The sequence below is a fragment of the Rhizobium sp. Rhizsp82 genome (assembly GCF_047325115.1).
Lineage (GTDB): Bacteria > Pseudomonadota > Alphaproteobacteria > Rhizobiales > Rhizobiaceae > Rhizobium.
Window position 1 is genome coordinate 3,577,727 of record NZ_CP168570.1, and the last position, 23,944, is coordinate 3,601,670.

The 23,944-nt window shown below is 62.2% G+C and carries 18 protein-coding genes and 1 tRNA gene; 8 read left to right on the forward strand and 11 right to left on the reverse strand.

What is annotated here, in order from left to right:
* Positions 1–23 precede the first annotated feature (23 nt).
* The 3 genes from araD1 (at position 24) to araD (ending at position 4,326) form a co-directional block, all read left to right on the forward strand.
* A complete protein-coding gene (gene araD1 / locus ACEN84_RS22820) occupies positions 24–1,019 on the forward strand; it encodes an AraD1 family protein (RefSeq protein ID WP_199627437.1) in 996 nt (331 codons plus the stop codon).
* 70 nt (positions 1,020–1,089) lie between these two features.
* Positions 1,090–2,523, forward strand: a complete 1,434-nt coding sequence (locus tag ACEN84_RS22825; protein ID WP_413710005.1) for an aldehyde dehydrogenase family protein — start codon at positions 1,090–1,092, stop codon at positions 2,521–2,523.
* Between the two features lie 63 nt (positions 2,524–2,586).
* Positions 2,587–4,326: an L-arabinonate dehydratase gene (gene araD, locus ACEN84_RS22830; protein WP_413710006.1), complete on the forward strand. Its 1,740-nt coding sequence runs from the start codon at positions 2,587–2,589 to the stop codon at positions 4,324–4,326.
* A 66-nt stretch (positions 4,327–4,392) separates the two neighbouring features.
* On the opposite strand, the gene ACEN84_RS22835 is transcribed toward araD, so the two are convergent.
* The 7 genes from ACEN84_RS22835 to ACEN84_RS22865 all read right to left on the reverse strand — a co-directional run bounded on the left by ACEN84_RS22835 (position 4,393) and on the right by ACEN84_RS22865 (position 12,751).
* A complete protein-coding gene (locus ACEN84_RS22835; RefSeq protein ID WP_203428340.1) occupies positions 4,393–5,127 on the reverse strand; it encodes a TIGR02594 family protein in 735 nt (244 codons plus the stop codon).
* Positions 5,128–5,192: 65 nt separating this feature from the next.
* Positions 5,193–7,955, reverse strand: a complete 2,763-nt coding sequence (locus tag ACEN84_RS22840; protein ID WP_413710007.1) for an adenylate/guanylate cyclase domain-containing protein — start codon at positions 7,953–7,955, stop codon at positions 5,193–5,195.
* Between the two features lie 17 nt (positions 7,956–7,972).
* The gene (locus tag ACEN84_RS22845; RefSeq protein WP_413710008.1) at positions 7,973–9,172 is read right to left on the reverse strand and encodes a reprolysin-like metallopeptidase; all 1,200 of its coding nucleotides are present in this window, start codon (positions 9,170–9,172) and stop codon (positions 7,973–7,975) included.
* A gap of 108 nt (positions 9,173–9,280) precedes the next feature.
* Positions 9,281–9,439 carry a hypothetical protein gene (locus ACEN84_RS22850; RefSeq protein ID WP_413710009.1) on the reverse strand — a complete coding sequence of 53 codons (159 nt, stop codon included), beginning with the start codon at positions 9,437–9,439 and terminating at the stop codon, positions 9,281–9,283.
* A gap of 118 nt (positions 9,440–9,557) precedes the next feature.
* The gene (locus tag ACEN84_RS22855; protein ID WP_413710010.1) at positions 9,558–10,382 is read right to left on the reverse strand and encodes a transglutaminase family protein; all 825 of its coding nucleotides are present in this window, start codon (positions 10,380–10,382) and stop codon (positions 9,558–9,560) included.
* 15 nt (positions 10,383–10,397) lie between these two features.
* Positions 10,398–11,342 (reverse strand): alpha-E domain-containing protein, encoded by a 945-nt coding sequence (locus ACEN84_RS22860; protein ID WP_112719498.1) that lies wholly within the window; start codon positions 11,340–11,342, stop codon positions 10,398–10,400.
* The gene (locus tag ACEN84_RS22865) at positions 11,342–12,751 is read right to left on the reverse strand and encodes a circularly permuted type 2 ATP-grasp protein (protein WP_413710011.1); all 1,410 of its coding nucleotides are present in this window, start codon (positions 12,749–12,751) and stop codon (positions 11,342–11,344) included. Before ACEN84_RS22865 ends, ACEN84_RS22860 begins: the two co-directional genes overlap by 1 nt.
* 287 nt (positions 12,752–13,038) lie before the next feature.
* On the opposite strand from ACEN84_RS22865, the gene ACEN84_RS22870 reads away from it, so the two are divergent.
* Entirely contained in the window at positions 13,039–13,779 is a 741-nt protein-coding gene (locus tag ACEN84_RS22870; RefSeq protein ID WP_413710012.1) for a phosphotransferase family protein, read from the forward strand.
* Here ACEN84_RS22870 and ACEN84_RS22875 read toward each other — a convergent pair.
* Positions 13,776–15,011, reverse strand: a complete 1,236-nt coding sequence (locus ACEN84_RS22875) for an ROK family transcriptional regulator (RefSeq protein ID WP_112719500.1) — start codon at positions 15,009–15,011, stop codon at positions 13,776–13,778. The two genes, ACEN84_RS22870 and ACEN84_RS22875, sit on opposite strands and share 4 nt — an antisense overlap.
* A gap of 224 nt (positions 15,012–15,235) precedes the next feature.
* On the opposite strand from ACEN84_RS22875, the gene xylF reads away from it, so the two are divergent.
* From xylF to ACEN84_RS22895, 4 genes are all read left to right on the forward strand, one after another.
* The gene (xylF, locus tag ACEN84_RS22880) at positions 15,236–16,276 is read left to right on the forward strand and encodes a D-xylose ABC transporter substrate-binding protein (RefSeq protein ID WP_112719501.1); all 1,041 of its coding nucleotides are present in this window, start codon (positions 15,236–15,238) and stop codon (positions 16,274–16,276) included.
* A 248-nt stretch (positions 16,277–16,524) separates the two neighbouring features.
* Complete coding sequence (locus ACEN84_RS22885) at positions 16,525–17,835, forward strand: sugar ABC transporter permease (protein ID WP_112719502.1); 1,311 nt, start codon at positions 16,525–16,527, stop codon at positions 17,833–17,835.
* A gap of 14 nt (positions 17,836–17,849) precedes the next feature.
* The gene (locus tag ACEN84_RS22890) at positions 17,850–18,632 is read left to right on the forward strand and encodes an ATP-binding cassette domain-containing protein (RefSeq protein WP_112719503.1); all 783 of its coding nucleotides are present in this window, start codon (positions 17,850–17,852) and stop codon (positions 18,630–18,632) included.
* A gap of 170 nt (positions 18,633–18,802) precedes the next feature.
* Positions 18,803–18,879, forward strand: a tRNA-Arg gene (locus ACEN84_RS22895).
* Positions 18,880–18,917: 38 nt separating this feature from the next.
* Here the strand turns inward: ACEN84_RS22895 and ACEN84_RS22900 are convergent.
* The 3 genes from ACEN84_RS22900 to ACEN84_RS22910 all read right to left on the reverse strand — a co-directional run bounded on the left by ACEN84_RS22900 (position 18,918) and on the right by ACEN84_RS22910 (position 23,750).
* Positions 18,918–19,511 (reverse strand): Swt1 family HEPN domain-containing protein, encoded by a 594-nt coding sequence (locus ACEN84_RS22900; RefSeq protein WP_413710013.1) that lies wholly within the window; start codon positions 19,509–19,511, stop codon positions 18,918–18,920.
* The gene (locus ACEN84_RS22905; protein ID WP_199627461.1) at positions 19,508–20,233 is read right to left on the reverse strand and encodes a DUF5343 domain-containing protein; all 726 of its coding nucleotides are present in this window, start codon (positions 20,231–20,233) and stop codon (positions 19,508–19,510) included. The genes ACEN84_RS22900 and ACEN84_RS22905 overlap by 4 nt, the downstream gene beginning before the upstream one ends.
* A gap of 301 nt (positions 20,234–20,534) precedes the next feature.
* Positions 20,535–23,750, reverse strand: coding sequence for a methyltransferase (locus tag ACEN84_RS22910; protein ID WP_413710014.1), 3,216 nt, complete (start codon positions 23,748–23,750; stop codon positions 20,535–20,537).
* Positions 23,751–23,944 lie beyond the last annotated feature (194 nt).

Below are 23,944 nucleotides of genomic sequence, written 5' to 3' on the forward strand. Positions count from 1 at the left end.
GCTACCCAAAGAGGATGAAGACCGTGCTTATTTCGCAGATCAAGGGTTCGAACGGAGAGATCATCGTCGCCGTGCGCGAGCCGGGCGGTGCAGCGAAGGCCGTGAAGAATGCAGGCAGCGTCTATGCGCTCGCCATGGAAGCAGCAAACAAGGGCAAGTCCCTCGTCTCGGTCATCGAGGCGCACGGCTACGGCGACGCCGTCGATCTCGAAAAGGCATATGCGGACGGCAGCTTCCTGCCGCCGATCACTCATCCCGATGCAGCCCACCTGCATCTGACCGGCACCGGCCTGACGCATCTCGGCTCTGCCGCCACCCGCGACAGCATGCACAAGAAGACCACCGAAGCCGCCGAGGAAACCCTCACGGACTCGATGAAGATGTTCAAGATGGGTCTTGAGAACGGCAAGCCGAAGGCCGGCGAAAAGGGCGTCCAGCCCGAGTGGTTCTACAAGGGCAACGGTTACGGTGCGGCAGCTCCCGGCGCTCCCCTCGTCTCCCCCTCCTTCGCGCTCGACGGCGGTGAAGAACCCGAGATGGCCGGCATCTATGTCATCGCCGAAGACGGTTCGCCGTTCCGCATCGGCTTTGCGCTGTCGAACGAATTCTCCGATCACGTCACCGAGCGGATCAACTATCTCTACCTCGCCCATTCCAAGCTGCGCCCCGCAAGCTTCGGCCCGGAAATCCGCATCGGCGCAGCCCCCGAGGACATCCGCGGCACCTCGCGCATCAAGCGCGGTGGCAAAGTGATCTTCGAAAAGCCCTTCCTGTCCGGTGAAGCGAACATGTCGCACACCTTCGCCAACCTCGAATACCACCACTTCAAGTACGGCCTGTTCCGCGTGCCCGGCGACGTCCATGTCCACATGTTCGGCACCGCGACACTGTCCTTCGCCGATGGCATCAAGACCGAGGAAGGCGACGTCTTCGAAATCGAAGTCGCTGACTTCGGCCTGGCGCTGCGCAATCCGCTGAAGATCGACGCCGAAGAAGAAATCGTCGTCAAGCAGCTCTAATTTCACTTCATCCGGCCGCCAGACGGCCGGAGCAAAAAATTTGTAAAAGGTAGAGGAGGCTTCCAGGCCCATGACCATTTATCAGAACCTGATCGCCGGCGAGTGGGTCGGCACCAATGCGACGAAGAACATCAATCCCTCGGATACCAACGAAGTCGTCGGCCTCTATGCCGACGGTTCGGCCGAAGACACGAAGAACGCCATCGCCGCCGCCAAGGCCGCCTTCCCTGCCTGGTCGCGCTCCGGCATCTGGGAACGCCACGTCATCCTGAAGAAGGCCGGCGACGAGATCATGGCCCGCAAGGACGAGCTCGGCGCTCTGCTGGCGCGCGAAGAAGGCAAGACGCTTCCGGAAGCCATCGGCGAAACCATCCGCGCCTCGCAGATCTTCGAATTCTTCGCAGGCGAAGCGCTCCGTCTCGCCGGTGAGACGATGCCGTCGGTGCGCCCGAATATCGGCGTCGAGATCACTCGTGACCCGCTCGGCGTCATCGGCATCATCACCCCCTGGAACTTCCCGATCGCCATCCCGGCCTGGAAGATCGCCCCGGCTCTCTGCTACGGCAACACCATCGTCTTCAAGCCGGCCGAACTCGTTCCCGCCTGCTCCTGGGCGATCGTCGACATCCTGCACCGCGCTGGCCTGCCGAAGGGCGTTCTGAACCTCGTCATGGGCAAGGGCTCTGTCGTCGGCCAGGCCATGCTCGACAGCCCGGATATTGCCGGCATCACCTTCACCGGCTCCACCGGCACGGGCAAGCGCGTCGCCACCTCTTCCATCGAGCATAACCGCAAGTTCCAGCTGGAGATGGGCGGCAAGAACCCGATGGTCGTCCTCGATGACGCCGACCTCACCGTTGCCGTCGAAGCTGCCGCCAACTCCGGCTTCTTCTCCACCGGCCAGCGCTGCACGGCATCGTCGCGCCTGATCGTCACCGAAGGCATCCACGACAAGTTCGTCGCCGCGCTGACCGAGAAGCTGAAGACCGTCGTCGTCGACAACGCCATGAAGGCCGGCACCCATATCGGCCCCGTCGTCGACGAGCGCCAGCTGAAGACCGACATCGACTATATCGAGATCGGCAAGAAGGAAGGCGCCAAGCTCGCCTTCGGCGGCGAGCTCTTGACCCGCGACACCCCCGGCTTCTACCTGCAGCCGACGCTCTTCACCGAAGCCACCAACCAGATGCGCATTTCGCGCGAAGAGATCTTCGGCCCGGTCGTCTCGGTCATCCGCGTCAAGGATTACGAAGAAGCGCTGGCCACCGCCAACGACACACCCTTCGGCCTCTCCTCAGGCATCGCCACCACCAGCTTGAAGCATGCGACGCATTTCAAGCGCAATGCCGAAGCCGGCATGGTGATGGTCAACCTGCCGACCGCAGGCGTCGACTTCCACGTTCCCTTCGGCGGCCGCAAGGGCTCGTCCTACGGCCCGCGCGAGCAGGGCAAGTACGCCGCCGAATTCTACACAACGGTCAAGACCAGCTACACGCTGGCTTGACGACCAACTGGTGATCCGGGCCGTCGCGAGGGCGGCTCGGCATTCCTCAAAAGGCAAGAGACAATGTTCAAGAAAGCGGAATGGCCCCGCAAGCTGCGGTCGCAGGAATGGTACGGCGGCACCAGCCGTGACGTGATCTATCACCGCGGCTGGATGAAGAACCAGGGACATCCCCACGACCTGTTCGACGGACGCCCTGTCATCGGCATCCTCAACACCTGGTCCGACATGACGCCGTGCAACGGCCATCTGCGCGAACTCGCCGAAAAGGTGAAGGCCGGCGTCTGGGAAGCCGGTGGCTTCCCGATGGAAGTGCCCGTCTTCTCGGCTTCGGAAAACACCTTCCGCCCGACGGCGATGATGTACCGCAACCTCGCGGCACTCGCGGTCGAAGAAGCGATCCGCGGCCAGCCGATGGACGGCTGCGTGCTGCTCGTCGGCTGCGACAAGACCACGCCGTCGCTGATCATGGGCGCCGCATCCGTCGACCTCCCCTCGATCGTCGTCACCGGCGGTCCGATGCTGAACGGCTATTTCCGCGGCGAGCGCGTCGGCTCCGGCACGCATCTCTGGAAGTTCTCCGAAATGGTGAAGGCCGGCGAGATGACGCAGGCCGAATTCCTTGAGGCCGAGGCCTCGATGAGCCGTTCGTCGGGCACCTGCAACACGATGGGCACCGCCTCGACCATGGCCTCCATGGCCGAAGCGCTCGGCATGGCGCTGTCCGGCAATGCCGCGATCCCGGGCGTCGATAGCCGCCGCAAGGTCATGGCGCAGCTGACCGGCCGCCGCATCGTGCAGATGGTCAAGGACGACCTGAAGCCCTCCGACATCATGACCAAGCAGGCCTTCGAAAACGCCATCCGCACCAACGCGGCGATCGGCGGTTCGACCAATGCCGTCATCCATCTTCTCGCCATGGCAGGCCGCGTCGGCATCGACCTGACGCTCGACGACTGGGACCGTTGCGGCCGCGACGTTCCGACGATCGTCAACCTGATGCCGTCGGGCAAGTACCTGATGGAAGAGTTCTTCTATGCCGGCGGCCTGCCCGTCGTGCTGAAGCGCCTCGGCGAAGCCGGCCTCCTGCACAAGGATGCGCTGACCGTATCAGGCGAGAGCGTCTGGGAAGAGGTCAAGGACGTCGTCAACTGGAACGAAGACGTCATCCTCCCGGCTGAAAAGGCCCTGACGCAATCCGGCGGCATCGTCGTCGTTCGCGGCAACCTCGCCCCGAAGGGCGCCGTCCTGAAGCCGTCGGCCGCCTCCCCGCATCTGATGGTCCACCGCGGCCGCGCCGTCGTCTTCGAAGACATCGACGACTACAAGGCGAAGATCAACGACGACAATCTCGACATCGACGAGACCTGCGTCATGGTCATGAAGAACTGTGGTCCGAAGGGCTATCCTGGTATGGCCGAAGTCGGCAACATGGGTCTGCCGCCGAAGGTGCTCAAGAAGGGCATCACCGACATGGTGCGCATCTCGGACGCCCGTATGTCCGGCACTGCCTATGGCACCGTCGTGCTCCACACCTCGCCGGAAGCCGCTGTCGGCGGCCCGCTGGCCGTGGTCAAGAACGGCGACTTCATCGAGCTCGACGTTCCGAACCGCCGCCTGCACCTCGACATCTCCGAAGAGGAACTGGCGAAGCGCCTCGCCGAGTGGAAGCCGCACCACGACCTGCCGACCTCCGGCTACGCCTGGCTGCACCAGCGGCACGTCCAGGGCGCCGATACCGGCGCCGACCTCGACTTCCTCAAGGGATGTCGCGGTAGCGCAGTGGGCAAGGACAGCCACTGAGAAGTGCGAAACTCGAATGCGAAAGGCGGCCCTTGGGTCGCCTTTTTGCTTTCGTGGGTGTTGTGATCAGCAGCTCGGCCGCGGCGACACCGCCGGACGGAAGGCCGAGATCCGGTGAAAGGAATGGAGCGCCAGCCCGGAACCGGGGAAAGGCACATCACGGATATTGATCGAGGAATGGCCGTGAATATCGGTCTGATTGCCGCCGATGACCCGGTAATTGCTGCCGCTCCGGCCGAGATAGAGGGCAACATGGCCGCGGCAGCCTGTGTTGCCCCGCTTGAAGACGACGACGTCGCCGACCGAAGGGCTGCGCGTCAGCCCGCCCGCCTTGCGGAAACTGCCGGAGACCGTGCTGCGCGTGCCGCCGTCATAGCCGCAGCGCTCCAGGCACCAGTTCAGAAAGGCCGCGCACCATGGCGTCCGGTCGCCGCTATGGTCGTCATCGGTGGCCCGGTAGAACTCGACGATAACGGGGTTCCAGCGGCTCGCCCATCCCGCATTATAGGCCTCGCCGTCGCGGTTGACGTCGCGAAGACCGGCGAAGTAGCGCATGACCGCCAGCGGCGTCGAGCGCGGCGCGGCGTTGATGATCCGTCGTGCCGTCGCCTCCTCGGAGCCTGACGGCGGCAAGCGGCCGCGCAGGTAAAGGCTGGACGGCAGCGGCCCGGTGAAATCGGCGCCGTAGACTTTCGGACCTGCATTCGCAGGCGCCTCTGCCAGCATATCGGCAGCAAAGACGTTGCCGCCGATCGATACCGCGCAGGTCGCTGCGGCAAGGAATTCCCGTCTGCTGATCATCACAAGCCCTCCCTCCGTGATCGCACGCAACAGTCAGGTCAGGCCGGGCTGCATGCCGGCCGGTCCTAGGATTTCAATGCAAACTCCACCACCTCGGCCTCCGGCAGTGCCGCCCCCTCCGCCTTGAGCTCCGTCAGCCGGATCGGAGCCATGGTTTCCAGGATTGTGCAGAGCCGCTCGTAGCCGACTCTCTCGGTGATCTCCCGGCTTGCTGTATCCAGCACATAGAAATGCTCGCTATAGCCGAGCAGCACCGCGGCGCGGTCGAGATCGCCCTCGATGCCGACGATCAGCGCCAGATGCTCGACCATGCGCGTGATCGCCGCCGGCCAGCCGAGCGAGCGCGCCTTCAGGAGCCCGTTGAACGCCGTGAGCCGCGCCTCCGTCAGCCGATCGGAAGCCAGCAGATAGGCCGTCAGGTTGCCGAAGCCGAGCGCCAGCTGGCGCCTGTTGCAATCTTCGTGATCGATCATCTGGCGCGCAGTGCTGATCGCCGCCGCGACATGCCCCTCGGCGAACTCGAGCTCGGCAAGCGCGATCATCGCATTGACGATCCCCTGCGTGTCGCCCAGCAGGCGGGCCACCACGGAGGAGCGGTCGATCAACGTGCGAGCCTCCGCAAAATGACCTTCGAAATAGGCCGCTACCGCGCGCGACCGCAGGCAGGCAGCAAGAGGCTTTGTCGGCGGCAGGGTCGCGAGCAGCTCCAGCGCTTCCTGAAGATAGCGCAGCGCTTCCTCACGCTGGCTGGGCGTCAGCAGCGCCGCCCCTGCCCGCGCCAGCGCCTCGCCCGAGCCCAGCTGATCACCGAGATTGCGGAAATGCGCAGCCGCTTTGATCGCAGCATCGAATGTCGACTTGTCGCCATGCGAGCTCACCGATGTCCGCCCCAGCCAGAGCCGTGCCGCGACATCCTCCGCAGTATCGTCGGGCAACGAGCCGACGGAGAGCGAGAACCATCGCTCCCGCTCCGGCAGCAGCGAAAGCTCGTCCCATATCCGCAGGCTGACGCTGGTCAGCTCCCGGCCGATATCGGCGTCCCCTTCCGGCCCGAAGGCCCATTCCAGCGACGCGCGCAGATTGTCGATCTCCGACTGATAGGACGTCATCCATGGCTCGGTCGGCATGGACGGCCAGACGCGGCTTGCCTGCGCGTAGAATTGCGTCATGTACTCGGCAAGGCGCCGCCTACGGCCCCGCTCGCCCAATTCGAAGAGCTTGGCGAAAGCATATTGGCGGGTGGTTTCCAGCAGCGAATAGCGGGTGCTCTCCGTCGAGAAATCGGCAGCGACGAGGGATTTGTCGGCAAGCGAGGTGATAAGCTGCAGCACATCGTCGTCATCGATCGGATCGCCGGAGACGACCGCCGCCGCCGATTCCACCGTCCAGCCGCCGACGAAAACAGACAGACGCCGCAGTAGGGTCTGCTCCTGCTCGCTCAGCAGATTGTAGCTCCACTCGAACAAGGTCTGCAGCGTGCGGTGGCGCGGCGGCGCTCCGCGCGTTCCCTGCGCCAGCGAGTGAAACCGGTCACGCAGGCCCGCCGCCAGCGCCTCCGGGCGCATGATCCGAAGCCTTGGCACTGCAAGCTCGATCGCCAGCGGAATGCCATCCACCTGATGACAGATGCTGATCACCGCCTCCAGATTGGCCTCCGTCAGCACGAAGTCTCCGGCAGCCGCCGCGGCGCGTTCGACAAACAGCCGCACCGACGGAAATGCCATTGCCTCGTCGACAGTGCTCCCCTCCGCCGGCGGCACGGCGAGGCTTGGAACGCGAAACAGGTTTTCGCCCGACACACCAAGCGGCTCCCTCGATGTCGCGAGGACCGACATCGAGGGACACCCGGAGAGAATGGCATCGACAGCATCCGCCGAGGCATCGACGAGATGCTCGCAATTGTCGATGATCAGCAGCGCCTGCTTTTCGCGCATGAAGCCGACGGCGCTCACCACGGCCGTGCGGTTATGCTGGACGGCGACGCCGATCGTCCCGCAGATCTGCTCGGCCACCAGCTGCGGATCCTCCAGCCGCCCAAGCTCCACGAACCAGACGCCATCGGGATAGGCTTCCACCAGCCGCGCGCCGAGATCGATCGCAAGCCGCGTCTTGCCCGCCCCGCCGGACCCGATCAGGGTCAGCATCCTCGCCCGCTCCAGCCGGCCGATCAGCTCGGCGGCCTCCGCCTCACGCCCGATCAACGATGTCAGCGGCCGCGGCAGGCGATCAGCCCGGGCGCCGAGCGAGCGCAGCGGCGGAAAGGCCTCGCTGATGCCGTCGGCAACCAGCTGGAAGACCTGCTCCGGCTCCTGCAAGTCCCGGAAGCGGTGGCGGCCGAGATCGAAAAGGTTGGCCCCTTCGGGCAATCTCCCCTGCAACAGGTCGGCAACGGTGCCCGACACCAGCACCTGCCCGCCATAGGCGACGAGCAGCAGCCGAGAGGCGCGATTGATGCCGGGACCGAAGCAATCCTCGCCGCGCACCTCGACCGGTCCGGCATGCACGGCCATACGCACATTCATGCCTTCGATCGCCCCGAAATCCTGCGCATTCAGCGCCCGCTGCGCCTGGAGGGCGGCAGAGACGGCGGCGGCCGGGGCGGAGAAGACGGCATGGAAGGAATCGCCGACCGTCTTGAACACATGGCCGCCATGCGAAAGGATTGCCTCGCGCAGGATCGCGTCATGCCGTTCGAGCGCCTCCCCCATCGCATCGGGAAATTCCTCCCAGCGATAGGTCGATCCCTCGACATCCGTCAGCAGGAACACAAGCACGCCTGATGTCAGCGGGCTGCCCGCCGGTTGCTGTGGCGACATTTCAAACGCCATTGCCCATCCTTCCGTCTCTAGCGGAATGCCGCGGCCCGGCCGGCCGTCGCATTCAGCAGCCGGACCACATCGGCGCGGCGCGCATTGCCCCAGTCCGGCGGACGCGACCATTGCGGCTGCCGGACGCAGGTGACGCGCCGGCATGGATAGGCCATGACGCTCTGCTTGCGCTGCGGCTCGTTCCGGTAGCCATGCCCATAGGCAAACGGGCAGCCGCTGCTGTCCTCGACATTGTGGCAGGCGCCGAGCAGGTGGCCGATCTCATGGGCAAACGACAGGTTCTTGATCGAACAGTCGAAGTAGTTCGATGCGAAGGCCGAGGCCGCATTGGCATAGACCTGCTGCGACCAGCCGCATTCGCCTCTGTCGGTGGTGATCAGGAGTACGAGATCGGCCTTGGTCCGGTCCCGTATCGCATGGATGCCGTCCATGTAGCCGTCCCGCCGCGCCGTCAGGCGGGCCGTGTCCCGCTTCTGCGAGCCGGTCTCCGTATATTGCACGACCTGCGCATCGGCCAATTCGGCCCTGGCATTCACCGAGGACTTGGCAAAAGCGGTGTTCGTCTCGTTGACCGCCTGCTTGGCAAACAGCGCGATATTGCTGATCTGCGCCTTCGCCTTCGGCGTGAAGAAAACCAGCACGCGGATCGTCGCCACCGCCCTGTCGGCCTTGCGCAATTCGCGGCCCGGCATCTCGCGCTTCTCGCCGCGCCGCTGCAGCCGCCGCTCCGTGTGATCGGGCGGCAATCGATCGGTGGCGACCTTGATCATCACATGCGCGCCGCCGCCGATCGGCTCGATGCTGTAGAGCTCCTCATTGGTCCGGATCGTCGCCGAGACCTCATTGCCATCGACGGTGACGACGGCATTGGCATGACTTTCCGCATTGCTGCGGTTCGCCGCTTTCTCTTCGCCCGACCAGACGAAATCGCGCGCCGTGGCCGCGACCTTGTCGTTGCCGCTCAACGAAAGCGACCGGCCCTCGCCGAGATCGAAGGTAACGTCGCCGCCCTTTTTCAGCTGTTCCGGATCAACCTCAGCGAGCCTTGCCCATTCCGTCGTCGGTAGCGACTTGATCGCCTTCAGCTCGTTGTTTTCCTCGGTGCTGAGTGTGGTCGCCTCCGGCAGCAGCCGCACGAAGCTCTGCGCCTGCGCATATCCGGCAGCGCCGGCAACCAGTATGAATGCAATGATCTGTACGATTTTCCGCTCAAACATGGTGCGATCCCCCAGATGAAACAGGCGTGGCAACCGGCTGAAAAACCGGACACGCATTTCAGGAACGGCAAGATCAAGCCGTTGAATTATCGCATGTTGGCACTGTGATTAGCGCGGCCGGTCAGTCCCGCCGCTATCCGCGATGTCGCCGGGCCGACAACTTCGGTCAAAGACCCGGACGGGCATGGCGCAGGCGCGCAAAGCACCCGCACAGATCTTCTGCGGATTTTCAGAATATTGATCGGCAAAGGCCTGCATTGCTGACATGGATACTCTCCCCATGGTCAGTTGCCCACTGCATTCCTAGGTTGATTGTAGCACAGGTGCGCGATATTACATTAGACTATATTGCGATTAATATATTTTGATCGCTATCCGTGTGACATCAGCTCTGGCTTTGGCTCTGTGCCTGCCCCTGATCTTCGACCTTCACCACCACCGACAGTTTCTCGCCCGGCGTGCCGATGCGCATTCCCGAGACGGGTGCGGCGTCGCGATAGCACAGACCGGAGGCGGTGCGGACGTAGCGGGCATCAGGGCAGATCTTGTTGGCGGGATCGAAGCCGACCCAGCCGAGGCCGGGGATATGCGCCTCGCCCCAGGCATGGGTTGCCGCCTGGTCAACCTTCTCTTCCATCATCAGGTAGCCGGAGACATAGCGCGCCGGGATCTGCATGGCGCGGGCAGCAGAGACGAAGATATGGGCGTGGTCCTGGCAGACCCCACTCTTCTTCTCCATCGCCTGCTCGGCGGTGGTCTCCGTGTCGCTGGTACCCGGCTTGTAATCGACGGTCTCGTGGATCGCCGCCATCAGCGCGTGCATGCGGGCGAGATCGTTGTCGCCGCTGACGGTCTTGATGAGCTCCTTGATCAGCTTGCCGGGCTTGGTGCGCGGCGTGTCGCGCAGGAAGAGCCAGAGCGGGCAGAAGCCGGTATGCGGACCGGTGACGCCATTGCGATCCTCGGTCTCGACCTCCCCTTCGGCGACGATGCGCGTCACCTGCTGCTCGCCTTCCAGCGAGACGAGATTGACGTGATTGCCGAACTGGTCGTCATACTCGACTTCGGGCGTCGCACCCTCGACATTGAGCGACCAGTTGATGACGACCTGGCCGAAACCGCTCGGCGGCGTCAAGCGCAGGCGCTGCAGCGAAAACTGCGCCGGCTCGTCATAGCGGTATTCGGTGATGTGGCTGATCTTCAATCTCATCTCTTCATCCGCCGCTTATACGTAGAACCGGTAGCCGTTGGTGATCTCGACGCTCAGCGTGTTGTTGCGGTTGACGAATTCCTCCAGGAATTCGTGCAGCCCCTGATCGATCACGTCCTTGATCGCCCGCGCATGCAGCGAAGCGCGGATTGCATCCGCCGTGTCATGCGCCGAAAGCCGCTCGCCCCCATAGCTGCGCGAGATATAGCCGAGATTGCTGACGATCTTCTCGTAGCAATAAGCAAGCGAGCGCGGCATCTGGCCGTTGAGGATCAGGAAGTCGGCAATATTCGCCGCCCGGTACTCGTCGTCATAGGCCCAGCTGTAGGAGCGGTGCGCCGAAACCGAGCGCAGGATCGATTCCCACTGCACGTTGTCGACCGACGACCCGACCTGAGAGACCGATGGCAGCAGCACGTAATATTTCACGTCGAGAATACGCGCCGTATTGTCGGCCCGCTCGATGAAGGTGCCGATGCGGGCGAAGTTGTAGAGCTCGTTGCGCAGCATCGAGCCGTGGAAGGCGCCGCGGATCAGCCCTGCCCGCCGCTTGATAACGTCGATGACTTCAGGCAGCTCCGCCGCCTTCAGCCGCTTCGAAAGCAGCGCCTTCAGCTCGATCCAGCATTCGTTGGTCGCTTCCCAGGTCTCGCGCGTCAGCGCCGTGCGCACCATGCGGGCATTGTTGCGGCCGTTGTCGATGCAGGACATGACGCTCGACGGGTTGGAAAGATCGCGCAGTAGATAGTCGATCGCATCGGCGCTCGTCAGCTTCGCATGGCCCTCGTCATAGGCCTCGCGCACGCCGGCACTCTGCAGCACGCCATCCCAGTTGTCGTCCCCCGTCCCGCTGCGCGTCAGCGACATGCGCAGGCCGGCATCGACGAGACGCGCGATGTTTTCGGCGCGCTCGATATAACGGAACATCCAGTAGAGTCCGTTCGCAGTTCTTCCGAGCATCAGTCCTCCAATACCCAGGTGTCTTTGGTGCCGCCGCCCTGGCTGGAATTGACCACCAGCGAGCCCTGCTTCAGCGCCACGCGGGTCAGCCCGCCCGGAATGATCTGTACCTTGTCGGAAACCAGCACATAGGGACGCAGGTCGACATGGCGCGGCGCAATCCCCTTGTTGACGAGGATCGGCACGGTCGAGAGCGACAGCGTCGGCTGGGCGATATAATTGTTCGGCCGCGCCTTCAGCTTCTCGGCGAAATCCGCCCGCTCCTTCTTGGAGGCCGTCGGCCCCACCAGCATGCCGTAGCCGCCGGAGCCGTGAACCTCCTTGATGACGAGTTCCTCGATATGTTCGAGCACATATTTCAGGCTCGACGGTTCCGAACAGCGCCAGGTCGGCACGTTCTCGAGGATCGACTTGCGGCCGGTATAGAACTCGACGATCTCGGGCATGTAGGAATAGATCGCCTTATCGTCGCAGATGCCGGTGCCCGGCGCGTTGGCGATGGTGATATTGCCTGAGCGGTAGACGTCCATGATGCCGGGAATGCCGAGCGCCGAATCCGGACGGAAAGTCAGCGGATCGAGGAAATCGTCGTCGACGCGACGGTAGAGAACATCGATCGCCTCGTAGCCGCGGGTGGTGCGCATCTTCACCTTGCCGTCGATGACGCGCAGGTCCGACCCCTCGACGAGCTCGACGCCCATCGTATCGGCCAGGAACGAATGCTCGTAATAGGCGGAGTTGTAGATACCCGGCGTCAGAACGGCGACGCGCGGCTTGCCCTTGCAGCCGGGAGGGGCGAGCGAAGCCAGCGACTGGCGCAGCAGATAGGGATAGTCCTCGACGCGCTGCACCTTGTTCTCGTGGAACAGCTCCGGGAACATCTGCATCATCGTTTCCCGGTTCTCCAGCATGTAGGAGACGCCGGAAGGCGTGCGGGCATTGTCCTCGAGTACGTAGAACTGGTCTTCGCCGGTACGCACGATGTCGGTGCCGACGATATGGGTATAGACGCCGCCCGGCGGCCGGAAGCCGATCATCTCGGAGAGGAAGGCAACGTTGTTCTCGATCAGCTCGCGCGGAATGCGCCCTGCCCGGATGATCTCCTGCTTGTGGTAGATATCGTCGAGGAAGGCGTTCAGCGCGATGACGCGCTGCTCGATGCCCTGGGCGAGCTTGCGCCACTCACGGCCGGAGATGATGCGCGGGATGATGTCGAAGGGGATGAGCTTTTCGGAGGAATCCGCATGTCCGTAAACCGCGAAGGTGATGCCGGTTTTCCGGAAGATGTTTTCCGCGTCGCGGGATTTTCCAATCAGATGCGCCCTGTCCTGGGCATTGTACCACTCGAAATATTTCTCATATGGCTGACGCGGACTCTCGCCCCCGGTGATCATTTCATCAAATGCCAAAGGTGTGGCTCCCCTTTTTTGTTCATTTGAATACAACGCAAATAGCAATGCAAGAACCATGCACAGTTCGCAGGGAAGATTTGTAAAATCGTCTGCAACGCCGAAAAGCGCCGAAAAACTGGGCATTTAAGCAAGGATGGCACGAAGCGCGAAAGTTTCAATCGCTAGCGCCAGCACAAAATATAAGCAATTGATGATTTTACGCCCTGGCGCCCGATTCAATTCGCGGCAGCAGCAAGACGCATTTGCGCCTATGCTTGAATGAGCAGAACGATCCGGAGCCGGACATGAACGAGATTGGCGCCTTATTGGGATCAGGCAAGGAAGCCGATGTCCATGTCTATGGTGATCATGCCCTGAAGCTCTACAAATCGCCGGGCGTAAAAGCGCCCACCTTTCGCGAGGCTGCAAATCTCGCGGTCGTCGAACGCCTCGGCCTCCCCGCACCCCATGTCTACGCTGCCGGCAGACATGACGGGCGCTGGGGTATCGTGATGGACCGCGCGCCGGGCGCATCCTTTGGCTCCCGCATCAAGGCGGAGGGCCTTCAGCCGGTCCTAGCGGAAATGGTGCAGCTGCAACTTCGCCTGCACGCCGTGCCGGGGACCGGGCTAGCATCGCTGAAAGACCGGCTGACCGCGAACATCCGGAAGACGCCGGAGATTGGAAGCGCGCTGCGGGAGACACTGCTGCGGCAGCTTGCGGCCCGTCGGGAGCAAGACCGCGTTTGCCACGGGGATTTCCACCCCTGGAATATCCACGGCGCCGGGGACCAGGCGATCATCCTCGACTGGCTCGATGCCTGTTGCGGAGATCCGCTCGCCGACGCCTGCCGCAGCTATCTTCTGATGCTGCATGCGATGCCGGAGGCGGCCCACATCTATCTCGAAATCTATGCCGGTCAAAGCGGCCACCCTGCCGGTGAGATACTCGCATGGCTGCCGCTCGTTGCCGCAGCGCGTCTCACGGAAGGTGTCGACAGGGAACGCGATCAGCTTCTGCTGCTTGCGGCCAGTGGGAGCGCTTAAGCCGAACGCTCCAGCCCCACCTGGCTGCCGCCACCGAGAATATCCTCGTCGAGCAGCGCCAGCGCCCGGTTGAGATGACCCTCGAAGACGAGGTTCTGCTCGTCGGCGACGACGCGTAGTTCCGGCATGCCTTCCAGGCGCACCAGATGCGATTGGCCGAGCCCCTCCTCGATCCCCTGCCGCAGCAGATCGTAATAGCGCGTGCCGGGACCGGTGATCGCCACCGGCATGCGTTCGGTCATGCTGAGCATGCGCGACAACCCGTTGCCGAGCGCCAGCCCCGCCTGGCGGAAGGCGAAGGCAGACATGCGGTGACCCTGACGGGCGCGGGCCGCGATCTTGTCGAGTTCGCTGACGGGGACGAATTTGGCAGGGATGGTATCGAGCGGCACTTCGAAGGCGGTTCTGAGGATCGCATAGAAGCCCGCATAGGCCTCGATGCATCCCTTGGTCCCGCATCGACAAAGCCCGCCATTCGGCGTGTGCAGCATATGGCCGAAATTCGGCGCCGAGGTCTCGTGGCCGCCATTCGCCCCGCGCCGGACGATGCCGAGCCCGATGCTGTGGCCGAGCGACAGCGCTGCCAGCGAGCGGAAATCGGCGCCCTTCACATTCTCCTCATGGGCGCCGAGTGCGGCGGCGACCAGCAGCGTTTCATTGTCGAGAATGACGCGCGCCTGCCATTCCGGCCGCAGCAGCGATTCGAAATCGATCCGGTCCGTGCCGAAGATCGGCGACCAGAGCAGCACGGGTTCGGCAGCATTGACGAGCCCCTTGCTGCTGATCGAGATCAACAGCACTCGCTCCTGCGAAATGCGCGAGCGCTGCAGGATGCGCTCCAGCCCCTCCTTGACCGCGGCGGCGAAGGCGGGCGCCCCCGCCGGATCGTGCGAGCGACCCTCGCTGAACCGGTCGATCAGCTTGCCGGCATAATCGACCAGCGAATATTGCACGGCGTCCGAGGAGATGATGACGACGATCAGATAGCCGCAGTCGCGGCGCGGGCGAAACAGCACGCGCGGACGCCCGCGCCCGCTCGCCGCCTGCTGCTCGGAGCGCTCGATGATCTCGGATTTTTCGAGATCGGCAGTGATCGCCGAGACGGTGGCGGAGGAGAGCTGCGTGTAATCGGAAATCTCGGTATGCGCGAGCGCGCCGTGGCGGCGAAGGGCCGCGAGAACAAGCCCGCTATTCCTTTGCCGCACAGACTCTGTGCTCGATTTGGTCAGCATGAATGCCGCCCTTCCCCCGCTTCCGCCCTCGTTTCACAGGCCATCTCCAACAACTTCTGAGTGTCGGACGATTCTGCCGGTAGTGGCCTGTTGACAGTTGAAAAAATCTCTGACACTAAATTTCTCGACTGTCGAGAAAATAATTAGTTTTCTGGACAGCGATCCGCGGCGGCCGGAGGAAACCACTGGCTGGGGCTGGCCGCTCATCACTTGGGAGGATAGTTATGAAATCTATTATGAAGCTGATGGCGGGCGCCGCCATCCTCGTTTCCATGCAGACGGCTGCAATGGCCGCCGACCTCGTCGTTGGCGTGTCCTGGTCGAACTTCCAGGAAGAGCGTTGGAAGACCGACGAAGCTGCAATCAAGAAGGCACTCGAAGCCGCTGGCGCGAAGTACATCTCCGCTGACGCGCAGTCTTCGGCCGCCAAGCAGCTGACCGACGTCGAATCGCTGATCTCGCAGGGCGCAAACGCCCTCATCGTTCTGGCTCAGGACTCCGACGCAATCGGCCCGGCCATCGAAAAGGCTGCTGCTGAAGGCATTCCGGTCGTCGGCTACGACCGCCTGATCGAAAATCCTGCTGCCTTCTACATCACCTTCGACAACAAGGAAGTCGGCCGCCTCCAGGCTGAGGGCGTCTTCAAGGTCAAGCCGGAAGGCAACTACGTCTTCATCAAGGGCTCGTCTTCCGACCCGAATGCTGACTTCCTTTTCTCGGGCCAGATGGAAGTTCTGAAGGCTGCAATCGACGCCGGCAAGATCAAGAATGTCGGCGAAGCCTACACCGACGGCTGGCTGCCGCAGAACGCGCAGCGCAACATGGAACAGTTCCTGACCGCCAACAACAACAAGGTCGACGCAGTCGTTGCTTCCAACGACGGTACGGCTGGCGGCGCAGTGGCTGCTCTCGACGCACAGGGCATGGCTGGCTCCGTCCCGGTTTCCGGTCAGGACGCCGACAAGGCCGCTCTGAACCGCATCGCGCTCGGCACCCAGACGGTTTCCGTCTGGAAAGACTCGCGTGAACTCGGCAAGCGCGCTGCTGAAATCGCCCTGCAGCTCGCAGGCGGCACCACCATGGACAAGGTCGACGGTGTCACCACCTTCGACGGCGGTCCGAAGAAGGTGAAGATGCAGTCGATCTTCCTGAAGCCGCTCGCCATCACCAAGGAAAACCTGAACGTCGTCATCGACGCCGGCTGGATCTCCAAGGCTGAAGCTTGCCAGGGCGTCAAGGCCGGCAGCGTCAAGGCCTGCGACTAATCCTCGACGGGCAACCGACATGCCGGCGCCGCAGCGGCCACGCTGCGGCGCCGGATGCGGATGAGCAAAAGAACATGGCTCTCCGCCTCGCCAGCACCGCGAACGCTTTTCATTCCCTGCCAAAATAGCGCCGTGCCTTGAACGCCTATTTCGGAAGCCTCGCGATGATCGATTTGAAGAACAGGGCAGCGAACCGGATTTTTCGGGCATCCGGCCTGCGCCCAAACAATGGGGGAAACGGCAAACCCATGGCAGACCTCACCCAATCGTCATCCAGCAACCCGCGCACGGCTGACGCTAACGCTTTCACGCGCTTCCTGCGCGCCACCGAGATCGACACGCGTCTGCTCGGCATGGTCGCGGCGCTGCTGGTCATCTGGATCGGCTTCCACCTCTATACCGGCGGGCTGTTCCTCACCCCCCGCAACCTCTGGAACCTCTCGGTCCAGACGACCGAGATCGCGGTTCTCGCGACGGGCATGGTGCTCGTCATCGTCACCCGCAATATCGACCTGTCGATCGGCTCGATGCTCGGCCTCGTCGCCATGATCATGGGCGTCGTCCAGGCGAAATTCCTGCCGCAATATCTCGGCTTCGACAATTCCTGGACATGGGTGATCACCCTTGCCGCCGGCCTCATCGCCGGCACGCTGATCGGCCTCTTCCAGGGCGTCATCATCGCCTTCATGGGCGTGCCCTCCTTCATCGTCACGCTCGGCGGCTTCCTCGCCTGGCGCGGCCTTGCCTGGTACGTCACCTCGGGCCAGACGGTCGCGCCGCTCGACACCACCTTCCGCATCATGGGCGGTGGCGCCGAAGGCGCCGTCGGCGCCACCTGGAGCTGGATCATCGGGCTCGTCGCCTGCGTGCTGATCGTTCTCGGCATCATCGGCTCGCGCCACCAGCGCAAGCGCTTCAACTTCCCGCGCCGTCCGCTCTGGGCCGAATATTTCCTGGCCGTGCTCGGCTGCGCCCTCGTGCTTGGCGCCATCTGGGTCTCGACCATCTATTACTGGCCGGTCGCCATCGCCAAGAAATATGCCGAAGCCAACGCCATCGCCTGGCCCGAGACCGGTCTGTTCATCTCCTACGGCATCGCCGTACCGGTGCTGATCGCCGTTCTCGTCGGCATCGTCATGACCTTCATCGCCACCCGCCTGCGCTTCGGCCGCTATGTCTTCGCCATCGGTGGCAACCCTGAGGCGGCCGAACTTGCCGGCATCAAGACCCGCTGGGTCACCGTCAAGATCTTCGCGCTGATGGGCTTCCTCGCAGCCGTCGCCGCGGCGATCTCGACGGCCCGCCTCAATGCGGCCGCCAACTCGCAGGGCACGACCTACGAGCTCTACACGATTGCCGCAGCCGTCATCGGCGGCACGTCGCTCGCAGGCGGCACCGGCACGATCGCCGGCGCCATGCTCGGCGCGCTCGTCATGCAATCGCTGCAGTCGGGCATGGGCCTCGCCAATGTGGATACCCCCATCCAGAACGTTGTGGTCGGAGCCGTCCTCGTCGTTGCCGTCTGGCTCGACACGGTCTATCGCTCGCGTGCCAAGTAAGAGGAGTACGATCCATGACTGAACAACGCACTCCCCTTGTGGAACTCAAGAATATCTCGATCTCCTTCGGCGGTATTCACGCGGTCGACAATGCCTCCGTCGATCTCTATCCCGGCGAAGTCGTCGCCCTTCTCGGCCATAACGGTGCCGGCAAGTCGACGCTGATCAAGATCCTGTCCGGCGCCTACAAGCGCGACAGCGGCGAGATTCTGATCAACGGAGAACCTGTCGATATCCGCAATCCGCGCGATGCCAAGAAATACGGCATCGAGACGATCTACCAGACGCTCGCCGTCGCCGACAATGTCGACGCCGCCGCAAACCTCTATCTCGGCCGCGAAATCCGTACCAAGTGGGGCACGCTTGATGACGTCGCCATGGAGGCCTCGGCCCGCGAGGTGATGGGGCGCCTCAACCCGAACTTCCGCCGCTTCAAGGAGCCGGTGAAAGCGCTTTCGGGCGGCCAGCGCCAGTCGGTGGCGATCGCCCGCGCCATCCTGTTCAACGCCCGCATCCTGATCATGGACGAGCCGACGGCAGCCCTCGGCCCCCAGGAAACGGCGCAGGTCGGCGAGCTGATCAAGCAGCTGAAGAAGGAAGGCATCGGCATCTTCCTGATCAGCCACGACATCCACGACGTCTTCGACCTCGCCGACCGCGTCTCCGTCATGAAGAACGGCCAGGTGGTGGGCCACGCCCGCACCGAGGACGTCACCAAGGACGAAGTGCTCGGCATGATCATCCTCGGCAAGGTGCCGCCGAAAGCCATCCCCGGCCCCGGCGCCATGCAAGTCTGAGGCATCACGACAATGGAAAGCCCGCCGCCCCAGACAACGGCGGGCTTTTCATCCGAATTCCGGTGACACCACCAGCCATTCCGCCGATTTCGCCATTTGGCGATTGAAGAGCGCCGAAAGCTAGGCTAAGAACCACCACATCGGACAGGCGATTCAAACCGCCACGGCATGCACCCGTAGCTCAGCTGGATAGAGTGTTGGATTCCGATTCCAAAGGTCACAGGTTCGAATCCTGTCGGGTGCGCCATTTTTTGCAGTTCTGTGTCGCCGCATAAATGCGGAAATCTATTCCATTAGCTTGTACCAATCGCGGATAGCCAGCTTTAGCCGGATTGCCTCTTCTTCGGGTAGAAAATTGCAATGGGCAATTGGCCCTCGGACGAGGTTCAACCGGTTGATAACGCGAAGAACCCTGTTTCGCGTAGCATTCGAGAACATCCCTGAAAAGACCTCCCAGTTGTCCTTCACGATTTCGCCTAGTTCTCCGAACGTCGTGTAGTCAATCAAGCGGTCAGAACGAGGAGGCAGTCCTTCAGCCGCCTCACGATCGTAGTTCTTCTGAACGTTGTCTCTGACCACTTGGGGAACGCACGTTTTCCACCAATCGCTTCCGTTGCTCTCAAGCATCGTCGCTTCGATCAACTCTCTAATGTCGTTTTCGAGCGCGTAAAACAGCTTGTAAAATTCGCTCATCCGCTCAGCCGCGACAAGTGTTTCGAAATCCACCTGCTTCAAGTAATCGGCCACCAACGAATCGGCCTGAGCTTCAAGTGCGCCCCTCGTGTTGCCGATCCTGTTGTTACTAAAAGCGGTCCGAAGATTGCGAGTTATCACCGCATTTTTAAGGATGAACAGCTCTATGTGATCTTCCTGGCTCATCTTAGGAGATTATCCCGTAGACTTTTGAATATCGCATTGAAAACCGCAATGTTCTCAGTTTCCGGAAGAACAATGTTTATCTGATACGACAACCCGAGCTTTACTCCATCAATTGACCGATCCAGAGAAATCTTCTCAGAACCATTGCCGATGTCAGTCTCGCGGGCAGCATCTATATCTTTTGTGATGTCGGACGTAATGAATGCGCGAATGGCTTCGAAGGACGCATACATCAGTCGGATGATGCCATCAGCTTTCTTTAGTCCTGTAATTTCGACAAGGACATCTTTGACAGCATTCTCATCAGCGCGGTGTACGAATTCCTTCCGCTTGAACAATTCGCCAAATGCGTTTCGCAGTCCTTCGTAAGCGGCTTGGCTCCGCCCCCCATCAGTCTTAAATTTCGAATACAAAGTCGTGGGTGAGCCGTCGGGACTGAGAAACTGCATCTTCTTCAACATCGGCGGTACTGCTCTGGCACCACCGCCGGTGAGGTGGAGGATCGTATCCATGAAGTCTGGACTAAATTTGTCAGGACGTTCCGCGGCAATTATCCCTTCTAGGGCGCGTTTAAACACCCCAGGAGACGGCGTATATGGGACGCCGCCTTTGATCTCTCTCTGCTTCGCTTTATCAACAGACGACGCGGGAGCTTCCTCTGCCGGATCGTTCGCATTTTCCGCTGCCTTCACAGCGACTGCAGGATTCTGTTGCTTTGCCATGATGCCTCCCAGCTATCACGGAGCTTATCGTAATAGCCTGGCTCTGCAAGGTGAACGCGAGTTTGCCCGCAACTAATAATTTTAGTGTAAGCTAGCCAGCGCTCCTTTTCACAACTGCAGGAGCTTGCAGCGGCGATACCCGATCCCCTCAAAGATCGAAGACTGAGCGACGAGGACTGAATTTAGGATGACCTGTTCTGCTGTTTTCCGTCGCTGAAGCCGAAGACTCGTCGCGCGCCAACCCAATACAAAAACGGCGCCCTACTCCCGGCGCCGCTTCCATCTCATCCCTCACCAAACCTCAAACATCACACCTGAACACCGCCACATCCGTGTGGTTCCCGACGAGCTCGATCGTTCTGAACCGTCCGGTCTTCCGCAGCGTCTCCGAGAGGCGCTCGTGGAAGAAGACGAGGTAGTTGCTGTCGACGTGGCCGTGGCGGACTTCGTAGCCGGAGATGATCAGGCGCTTGGCGGTGCGCGATGCGGCGAATTCGACGAGTGCGCGGTAGACCTCCGGGTCACCCTGGTGGATCAGCACTTCCATGCAAATCACCACGTCGTGCAGCGGGATGGTGTCGGCATGGCGCTTAAGGTCGAAGACCTGGAAGCCCCATTCCGGCTTTGAAGCCTTGGCGATGTCGATCGCTTCCTGCGAGCGGTCGAGACCGAGATAGGTCTTGATATCGAGCGCCTTGACCACCTCGAGATCGCCCGAGCCGATATCGAGAACGCTGCCGAGCTGTTCGACGCCGTTGTCGATCAGGAGCTTGCGCTTGTAGATCAGATTTTCGCCGCGCGAGCCGACGCCGGAGCCGCGTTGCGGATTGACCTTGTAGCGAAGGTTCCAGAACAGGTCGTTGCGGAATTCGGCGCGGATCAGCGTGTTCGCCTTGGTGAAGGCGTCATGCACCATCGGGTTCATGTCGCAGCGCGGCGAGAGCAGCCCCTGATCGTTCACGCAGTGCTCGTGATAATGCAGGATCCTGATCGGCTTGCCGGGCTCGGCATAGCCGTGGTGGCCGGGAACGTGGCCGTAGTAATTGTAGTTCGAGCTCAGGGGCTCGTAGGCAAGGTTGCCGGCGGTGATCGTCAGCCACATCGCCACCTGATCGACATTTTCAGACCGGCCGGCGCGCTGCAGCGGTTCCGGGTTGGCAAGCAGCCACAGCGCCCATTTGCGCCACTCGGTGCGCACGGTGGAAAGCAGCGGCTTCGGAATGACATAGACGCCGCCGTTGCAATTGCCCCTGAAGGTTTCGTCCGTGCCGTTATCGGCCGGCAGCTTCGGACCGACCGACTGCAGCTGTGCGGCACGGGCCACTTCGAGCAGAACCGGGATCGGCGGATTGGGCGTATCGACGACCTTCGCCTTCAGCGCCGTTCCGGTCGCGAGCTCCGAGAGATCGCCGAGCGCCATCGTGTCCGCGTCGAGCAGCACGAGATAGTCGAACTCCTCCTGGCCGAACGGATCGAGCTGCGAGATCTTGTTGCAGTATTTCTTGTCGCCGAAAGCTTCGAGGCGATGCGTGCGATATCCCTTTTCCGAGAAGATCAGCACCAGATCGTCCGAAACGCTCGGCGTGAACTGCACATGGATATCGGCAGGCTTGGCACCGGCAAACTCGACGAGCGACTTGGCGCAGTAATAGGCCTGGAACACGAATTTCGGATGATTGTCGACCGCGATCGAATAGGCGACCTTGGCCGATTTGCCGGGCTGCGCAATCTGTACGCCGCCGAGGGGTACTGCCCGCTGCGCATCGACGAGCGCCAGCAACCTTGCGATTTCCCGGTCCTTCGCCTCGATGATGCTGCCGCCGTTTCGGAGGAGATCGTAGGCGTTCTGCCGCGGCGGGATGACCTTGCCGAGGATTGCGGCGGCATCCAGCTTGACGCGGCGGCCCGTTATTTCCGCCTGGAAGGCTTCTTCGAGCGCGAGGTACCTGGCGCAGCTATCGTCCGACAGCGACATGCCGGCGGCGCGCGTGGCGATCGCCAGGAACTGGCGGATATCCATCTTCAGCGCAGGCTGCGGCTTCTCGCAGAAGGTCAGCGCCGACAGGGCATCATAGAGGCCGCGGAACAGCAGATAGCCGAGCTCGATCGTCTCGCCCGCAACCCATCCGAGATTGACGAAACGGATCGCCTCGCCATCGAACATCATGTTGCGGGGCGTGGCATCCAGCAGGGCCCCGGAGACCGGCGCGCTCGCATTCAGCCGCGCATTGCGCGCCAGGCCCGCCTCTTCCTTCACTGCATCCCACCAGACCTGCGTCCAGCTTTCGAGGTCTGACAGCGGCCAGTTGTTGCGCCCGACGATATATTGCAGCTCGTCTTTCCACCGCCGTCCGGCAATCAGCGGCTCGCGCTTCAGCTGGACCGCGAACCTGGCATCGGCAGGCGCCCCGCCCTCGGCCAGCAGCCTCTTGCGATCGCCATAATAGCCCTCGCCGTCCTTGCCGAACTCGACGACCGTGCGGTATTGCGGCGCCCGCGGCAGGCCGTAGTGATAGCCGAAGACGCCATCTTCGGCGATTTCGCTGGCAGAGGAGACGACCAGGAACGAGTTCGCCAGTTCGCCGGCCAGGCCGTTGCGAACCACCGCGCTCCAGGCAAAATCCGTCGTGAATGTCTTGACCGCCGGCGTCTGCGCGTCGGCCTTGCCTGCCGCGCTGATGAGGCCGGAGAAATCCGCCGGCATATCGGCAACGAAGGCATCGTCTCTGAGAACGGAAACCGGCAGCTTGTAATCCGGATACGGATACCACCATTCCTGATGCTTGAACCCAGCGCGGCCGATGCGCTTGCCGAGCTCCGCCTTGCCGAAGGTGACGACGCCGCGCGACATGTAGCGATCTTCGATGCCGAGCATCGGCTCGCCGAGATGATCTTCCGGGAAACCGGCGAAATATTTCAGGCCGAGCTGGTTTTCGATGGCGACGATCAGCACGCCATCGGGCTCGAGATAGCGCGCCGCATGTTCGAGCATGAGATCGACGGGATCGCGCCCCTGCTCCTTCGAGAAGAAGACGCGGGCATATTCCAGGACGCCGATCAGCGTCACGGTCTTGAATTTGCGGTCGGAAGCAAAATCCTGGAAGGGATCGACGACGACGCTGACATTTTCGAGACCGCGGCAGCGCTCGGCGGCAATCGAGGCCCGGCGGGGGCTGCCTTCGAGCGCGACCACCTCAAGACCGGTTTCGCCCAGGAACCGTGTGACGGCGCCGCAACCGGCTCCGATCTCCAGAACCGGGCCCTGAATGTGCTTCATGATCGGGCGCAGCAGATTGGCGCGCTCCGAACTCAGATGATAGAGCGAGGCCCAGTCGCTCACCGCATTCTGGATTTCTGCCGAGAAGATCGACCGGTCGCGCGCATTGCGGATGGTATTATAAAGACGCGTCTCTATTTCATCGCCATCGGAATAGGCAAAAGGCCGGCTATTGCCCGGGCGGCGCCACACATTCTCGTCCTGGCTGTATTCATAGGACGACATAAATTCCATCTTCATTCAACCAGCCCTGCTTTATCGAATTGAACCTGACGCACTCTACGAAGGCGCCGCCCGCACGATCGGATGCCAGCCTCTATCGACTCGGCACCCGTTTTCGGGAGATCCGCCACTTGGGGCATAGTTGGTACGGAGATTAGCTTGCGCCTGCCTGTTGCGCTTAGGTTGCGTGAGACAGACACCGGCGTTTCGAG